The organism is Acinetobacter sp., from assembly GCF_050285345.1.
Taxonomy (GTDB): Bacteria; Pseudomonadota; Gammaproteobacteria; order Pseudomonadales; family Moraxellaceae; genus Acinetobacter.
Map to the genome: position 1 here is coordinate 1 of NZ_JBLZXR010000078.1, position 6,429 is coordinate 6,429.

The window sequence follows — 6,429 nt, forward strand, 5'->3', positions numbered from 1 at the left end:
TGCCCGATAAAAAATGGCGAAAACAAGAAGAACCTCAATTGAGGCTCTTCTTATGAAAATTGTGGGACAGCAGTGACTGCAAGTGTCTCTTTTTTATTGCGAATAAATTTAAGCTATCGAATTCGAGCTTCATCTAAATGACGTGCACCTTCAAGAATCATACGAATCATGATCATGGTTTGCTCTGCAACTTGTTTACGTTCTTCAACTGGCATATCGATCACTTTGGCGCCCATATTAAATACCAATTGCGTAATGCCCATGGCCACAATATCGGGATGCGCCAATTTACTCTGATTTAAGCGCTCAAGTACGATTAAATCTTCTTTCAGCTCTTGTTGGAAATAGTTTAACTGACGCTCAACTGCATTTTTATACGAATGAGAGCCAGTATAACCTTCACGTAGGAGTAAGCTTAGATTACCTTCATCGGCATCCAGCTGTTCAATAAAAACTTCGACCGAACTGCGAATAATGCTGCTTTGACGTGAAGCTTTGAGACGCGCTTCGTGCAAAATTTGACGTAAAACGCCGCCCGCACGGTCAATCAGTTCAATCGCCAATTCATCAATATCTTTAAAATGACGATAAAAACTATTGGGTGCAATACCTGCTTCGCGCGCAACTTCACGAAGGCTGAGCGAGGAAATACTTTTTTGCGGACCAATCAGATTGAGCGCCGCTTGAAACAGTTCTTCTTTAGTAATGGTCGCTTTTCGACCCACTGTGCGAACCGTAACAGGTGCTTCAGTTTCCGAATTTAAATCTTCTTGGTACATATTAACCATATTCGTCTGTGCAGACTGCATCATATTTTTCAATGGATTAAAAACCTTAACATATTATAGCGTTTGCTAATAGCTTTTGTGAAAATGCAGATTAAATGTACATTCATATATACAAATATATATACATGTGTATAATAATTAAAAACCTCCCATGAGATGTATTTGACTATGCATGTACTCGAGAAAGCAAAAAAGCCTTTAAATGCACTAAAAGATAGTGTCGTTGACATAAATGCCGTGAACTTCTGGTTGCAGAAATTTAATCCTTTATGGTCAGGAAATCAGGCTTTAGGCAAAATTGTACAAAAGGAAAATGCAGCAAATGAGATGGTGAGCCTGACCATTCAGGTCAACCGTTTATTTAAATTCGGTCTAGCCGGTCAGCATCATCCTGTATTTATTACAGTCAATGGTATTCGCTATGAACGCACTTATAGCCTGACGAAATTAGATGATCGGCATGTATTGTTGACGGTAAAAAAAGTCAATGCGGGGATCGTCAGCACTTGGTTAGTCGAGCAAGCGCAAGTTGAAGATATTATTGAATTCGGGCAACCATTTGGTGAGATGACTTTAGCTCAAGCGCCAAGCCCATTGCTATTACTTGCTGCGGGGAGTGGAATTACTCCAATGCTCAGTATGCTGAAAAGCCTGAGTCAAACTAAACAGTTTTCTGAGCAGCCAATTCAGTTGATGTATTGGGTGAAATATCATGTTGATGCTGCATTCAAAGCACGCTTTGAAGAGTTGGCACATCAATATCCAAATTTCAAATTTCAGATCTTTTTTACTCAAGAAGCGGATGCTGATCCACGTTTAGATGCAACGCATGCAGTGCAGATTGAAAATATTGCAGCTAGCACTGTTTATGCATGTGGCCCATCAGGTTTTGTGGCTCAAGCTGAAACATTGTTTGGTCATGCACAGTGCTTTATGAATGAAGCATTTAGTATGAGTCCAGTAGCAGACGATGAGATTGGTTTTGTAAATATTACCTTAACCCAATCGAATAAAACCGTGAGCATTCCGAAAGGCCAGTCGATTTTAGCCAGTCTTGAACAGCAAAATATCAAGCCGAATCATGGTTGCCGCATGGGAATCTGTAATAAATGTGCATGCAATAAAGTTGAAGGTTCGACTAAAAGTTTAGTCAATGGTAGTCAAAATACTGAGCCGGGTAATTTATTAAAAATTTGTGTGAATTCAGCACAGTCTGATCTCGTTATTGATTTATAAGGTAGAAAAAACATGAACATGCCTGTAAAAATTGAATATTTAAAAAATCCTAAAAATCGTGAACTCACTCAAACTCAATTAGATGAACTTGCTAGTGAGCTTGATGCGATTAAGCAGGAAGAGCTTGATGATCTAGGAGAAAAAGACGCGAAATATATTCGTCGTGTCTATTCTACGGTTCGCTATTCTTCAATGGCAGGTCGTGCCTTGTTATTTGCAGGTTGGTTTCCGCCAGCATGGATTTTAGGTACAGGACTGCTAAGTTTTTCCAAAATTATGGAAAACATGGAACTTGGTCATAATGTCATGCATGGCCAATATGACTGGATGAATGATCCAAAATTTAATGGTCAAACCTACGAATGGGATATCGTTGGTACGTCAGACAACTGGCGTCAAACACATAATTTCAAACACCATACCTATACCAATATTAAAGGGATGGATGATGATATTGGTTATGGGTTGTTACGCTTATTCCCAGAGCAGCGTTGGAAAGCAGGTTATTTATTGCAACCTCTTTACAGTATTCCGTTCTGTTTATTGTTCCAATGGGGCGTGGCTATTCAAAACCTTGAATTGGGTAGATACTTTAGAGGTCGTAAAAGCAAAGAGCAGACCAAAGAAGAATGGAAACCTATGCAGGCAAAAATTGGCAAGCAGTTGTTTAAAGATTATGTTTTCTTTCCATTAATTGCTGGTCCATCAGCTTTACCCGTGTTCACAGGTAACCTTGTAGCCAATGGTTTACGTAATATTTGGACATTCAGTGTGATTTTTTGTGGTCACTTCACTAAAGATGTTGAAGTCTTTCCAAAGAGAGTTCTGGAAAATGAAAGCCGTGGCCATTGGTATATGCGTCAAATCCGTGGTTCTTCAAACCTAACTGGTTCTGAAGCCTTTCATATCTTGACGGGTCACTTAAGTCATCAGATTGAGCACCATTTATATCCAGACGTCCCTGCACGCCGTTACCGTAAAATGGCGCCAAAAGTTCAAGCTGTATGTGAAAAATATGGTCTGAACTACAACAATGCGAGTTTGGTAAAACAGTACGGTAGTGTACTAAAACGTATTGTGAAGTATGCATTTCCATTTACCAAATAAGTTAAACCTTATTCTTTCAATCAAAAAAGCCATGCAATTGCATGGCTTTTTTGTGGGTAGTTTTATAGATAATTTTTGACGTTATTTTTTGATATGGAGTTTAAGGATTCTCATTAGATTCATGTAATTGCCTTGTTTGGCCACACGAATGACTAGCTCAATTTCTTCTTTTGTCCACATTTGACGGGTAGCAGAAAAAGCAAATTGTGCAAGTAAAACGAATGGATTTTCACCAAACTTGAGATTCAGGCCTTTGACATATTTGGGGGGATTGAATTGATTCATATTCTATTCCGGCTTGTAATATTGGACCACATTATTTTTTATTAGTGTGAAAAATAACACACAATAAACCCCAAGTAAAAGTTAAAATGTATAAATTTATTTATATATTAGAATGACTTAATTTTAAATGTCTGATTGTTAAATTTACTTAAATTAAAATATATACATTTGTCTATTTTAGTCTAATACAGGTAAAGCTTTATCTTGCCCATTCATGAAATGATGGGTTGCTAGTTCAAACATGGCAAGGTCTTCCTCGCTGTTGCCATAGGCATAGACCTGATCATAGTCTTGAAGGTTAAACTGCTCCAAAACCCGAATCTTCTTTTGTTCACCACTACAGTCCATCGTTTGATAGCGGCCTGTGAGTTTCTGATTTTGAAAGGCTGTTTCAGTACAAATGAGACGCACACCCAGCTTTTCCGCAATTGGTTTTAGATACAGATCCACAGAAGCAGATACCAGTACCACTTCATGCCCTTGGTTTTGGTGCTTTTTGAGCTGTGTATAGAGTGTGGGGTTTAAATCTGACATTAATTCTTCAGCATAGGATTTTGCATGCTTTAAAATCTGTTCATGATTGGCTTGGCTAAACATTGCAGCATATAGGCGAGGGCGCATGGCATGCGCAGGATAGAGATTTAAATAATAGCCTTGAATCCAAGGCAGAATTTTAATGGCTTGGCGGACAATATGCCGCTTAGAAAGGGAATAGAAAATAAACCCCGTGAAACTGTCTTTGTTGCACAGGGTTCCATCAAAATCGAAGAGGGCTAGAGCTTTAAATTTTTGATGCGGCTCATACATGTTTGATAACGTCCATTCACACGGGTAGCAAACCAATTGGTGTTGTAGTCACGGCTCAGTTTTGGACCAGAGATTACGACTTCAGGCATCATGGCATAGAAGGGTTCTTTACCAGTCTTTTCTTGATACAGTTTCTTGACTGCTTTATAGGTTAAGGTGTCTTCAAAATCTTGATCTTTTTCTTTTTTCAAATCTGAACGAATTTGGCGTGGTGTAGCGATCACATTATTTTCTGCAAAGACGGCAATTAATGCTGTTTCAGACTGGCTTTTTGCTGAACGTGGTGAACCATCTTTATTATAAAGTAGTAAGTCGCCATCTAGGCTGAGCTCGGCAGTTGTCAGATCATTGAGCATGCTTTGGAAGGCGGCATTTCGACTTGAATAACGCCCTGAGTTGTAATCAGCAAAGCGATAGATTGGTTTTTCATAAGCTGCGGGATACATCATTAAACGATGAATACCGTAATATAAACCACCAAACTGGCTATACATGTCTGTACGTAATTCAGCGATATTGCCGCCTTGACGTTTATGGTCTTTGGCATAACCAATATGCACTTGCATTGAGCCAAGCGTAGTGATTGGATTTAACTTTTCGCCTATGTCTTGCCCGACGAGTTTCGCTGCGCCTGTGAGTGCACTGACATGATAATGCTTCGACATATAATCAAAAATTTCACGGTAGAGCTCATCAAGTTCGCGTTCAGTTTTAACACGACGCATTTGGCTTAAATAGTTATCTTCAGGGCTCGGTTGATTTTTTAAAACATCTTGGAAATAACCCGCAACTGTGCCGCCGATACCATCACCCAGTTTATCTTTAAATTTTTCTTCAAGGCGATCTTGTACTTCTTTCACGGCCTTTTCACCTAAACCCGGTACTTGTGGGTTGGCGACAAAGTTGGATTCTTGATCGACTACTGCAACAATCGTACAAACATTTTCCTTGGTGGTGGGAATGCCAAGTTGATCGCTAATGTCATAAATATCTGTTGCCCAAGATAAACGCTCATTGACACGTGTAGGAATGGCTCTTTTAATCTGTTCAGGTTCCATTGTCGGCTCATCTTTTGCCCACCATGAGCCATTTCCACAGGCACTAAGTCCTATGGATAAAGCAAGTACAGATAAAGATTTAAAACATAAAGCAGTCGAAAAAGGTTTATTCATAACTTCCAAAAACTCAGCCAAGGAGCGGCAAAGAGGCATGAGCAGTATACTATGTGTAAGATCAAAGTGATGGGTTAATATGTATATGGCTATAAAACTGCTGTCAATATTTTTTAGTGATGAATCTGTATAAAAATAAGCAACTCATACTGCATTATTGGAAAAATCACAGATTTCATGTTCTTATAAGGTTTAATCAATCTTCATTTAACAGATTATTGAAATTGAAGGTATATACTAAGTTAAAACCATAAACTTTTAAGGGGATTCTCATGCCTGCAAAATTTTTCAATACTTTCTTGGGGTTAATTGCATTGGTCATGGTGCTTGGTGCAATAATTATCAACTTTGGTTTTGATAAACCAATGGTTGAATATTGGATTTTGTTCTTGCTCCCATGCTTTGGTGTACCAATTTTAACTTCGGTGCTGATTACCAAAGATGAAAATCTATAAGAATAGAGCTAAAAGTCAGGGTTTCTAAAATAAAGAAACCAGTTAGTGACGGTCAAATATAAGCTCATCCTGTGTGAGCTTTTTTTGTTGTTTATATAAATTTATGTACTTGTTATTTATAAATATTATCAAAACCATAAAATATTAAGTTCAATCATTTAATTTGGATTGAGTAAAGCTTTATTTTTGAATGAATTGATACCGAAAAAACCCACACAAGGTGGGTTTTGGACAAAATAATTTAATTATTTTGCAGCAGCTTCAGAAGCAGCAGTTGCTTCAACAGCCTCAACCGCTTCTTGAGCAACTTCAGTTGCTTGCGCTTCAGAAGCAGCAGCTTCAACATTTTGTTCTTCAGCAGCAAATGCAGTAGCGGCAGCAGCAGAAATAAGTGTAGCGAAAAGTACTTTATTTAAAGTTTTCATGATTTCAATCTTCAATCTAATTTTTGGAATGCAGAATATAATAGATATATTATGTGATAAATGTAATTATATTTATAGGCTCTAGACTAGCAGATTTATACTTAATTTTATCTAATGATATTCCACAACTCAGTTGCTAACTCATTAGGTTCTC

General features: G+C 38.0%; 8 protein-coding genes. 3 read left to right on the forward strand and 5 right to left on the reverse strand.

All coding sequences use genetic code 11. The features are described from left to right. Positions 1–113: 113 nt before the first annotated feature. The gene (fabR, locus tag ACN6OV_RS07115) at positions 114–788 is read right to left on the reverse strand and encodes an HTH-type transcriptional repressor FabR (RefSeq protein WP_427951295.1); all 675 of its coding nucleotides are present in this window, start codon (positions 786–788) and stop codon (positions 114–116) included. A gap of 168 nt (positions 789–956) precedes the next feature. Between fabR and ACN6OV_RS07120 the strand changes: the two genes are divergently transcribed. Next, positions 957–2,024 carry a ferredoxin reductase gene (locus ACN6OV_RS07120; protein ID WP_427951277.1) on the forward strand — a complete coding sequence of 356 codons (1,068 nt, stop codon included), beginning with the start codon at positions 957–959 and terminating at the stop codon, positions 2,022–2,024. A gap of 12 nt (positions 2,025–2,036) precedes the next feature. Beyond that, positions 2,037–3,131, forward strand: coding sequence for a fatty acid desaturase family protein (locus ACN6OV_RS07125; RefSeq protein ID WP_427951279.1), 1,095 nt, complete (start codon positions 2,037–2,039; stop codon positions 3,129–3,131). Positions 3,132–3,212: 81 nt separating this feature from the next. Here the strand turns inward: ACN6OV_RS07125 and ACN6OV_RS07130 are convergent, their stop codons facing one another. From ACN6OV_RS07130 to ACN6OV_RS07140, 3 genes are all read right to left on the reverse strand, one after another. Further along, on the reverse strand, positions 3,213–3,416 hold the full coding sequence (locus ACN6OV_RS07130; protein WP_427951282.1) for a hypothetical protein: 204 nt from the start codon (positions 3,414–3,416) through the stop codon (positions 3,213–3,215). 177 nt (positions 3,417–3,593) lie between these two features. Further along, positions 3,594–4,223: an HAD-IB family hydrolase gene (locus ACN6OV_RS07135; protein WP_427951284.1), complete on the reverse strand. Its 630-nt coding sequence runs from the start codon at positions 4,221–4,223 to the stop codon at positions 3,594–3,596. Beyond that, positions 4,190–5,395, reverse strand: coding sequence for a DUF1615 domain-containing protein (locus ACN6OV_RS07140; RefSeq protein WP_427951287.1), 1,206 nt, complete (start codon positions 5,393–5,395; stop codon positions 4,190–4,192). The genes ACN6OV_RS07135 and ACN6OV_RS07140 overlap by 34 nt, the downstream gene beginning before the upstream one ends. Before the next feature lie 272 nt (positions 5,396–5,667). Here ACN6OV_RS07140 and ACN6OV_RS07145 point away from each other — a divergent pair, with 272 nt between their 5' ends. Continuing rightward, positions 5,668–5,850, forward strand: a complete 183-nt coding sequence (locus ACN6OV_RS07145; protein ID WP_427951290.1) for a hypothetical protein — start codon at positions 5,668–5,670, stop codon at positions 5,848–5,850. 245 nt (positions 5,851–6,095) lie between these two features. Here the strand turns inward: ACN6OV_RS07145 and ACN6OV_RS07150 are convergent, their stop codons facing one another. Then, complete coding sequence (locus tag ACN6OV_RS07150; protein ID WP_427951293.1) at positions 6,096–6,275, reverse strand: hypothetical protein; 180 nt, start codon at positions 6,273–6,275, stop codon at positions 6,096–6,098. Between the last annotated feature and the right edge of the window lie 154 nt (positions 6,276–6,429).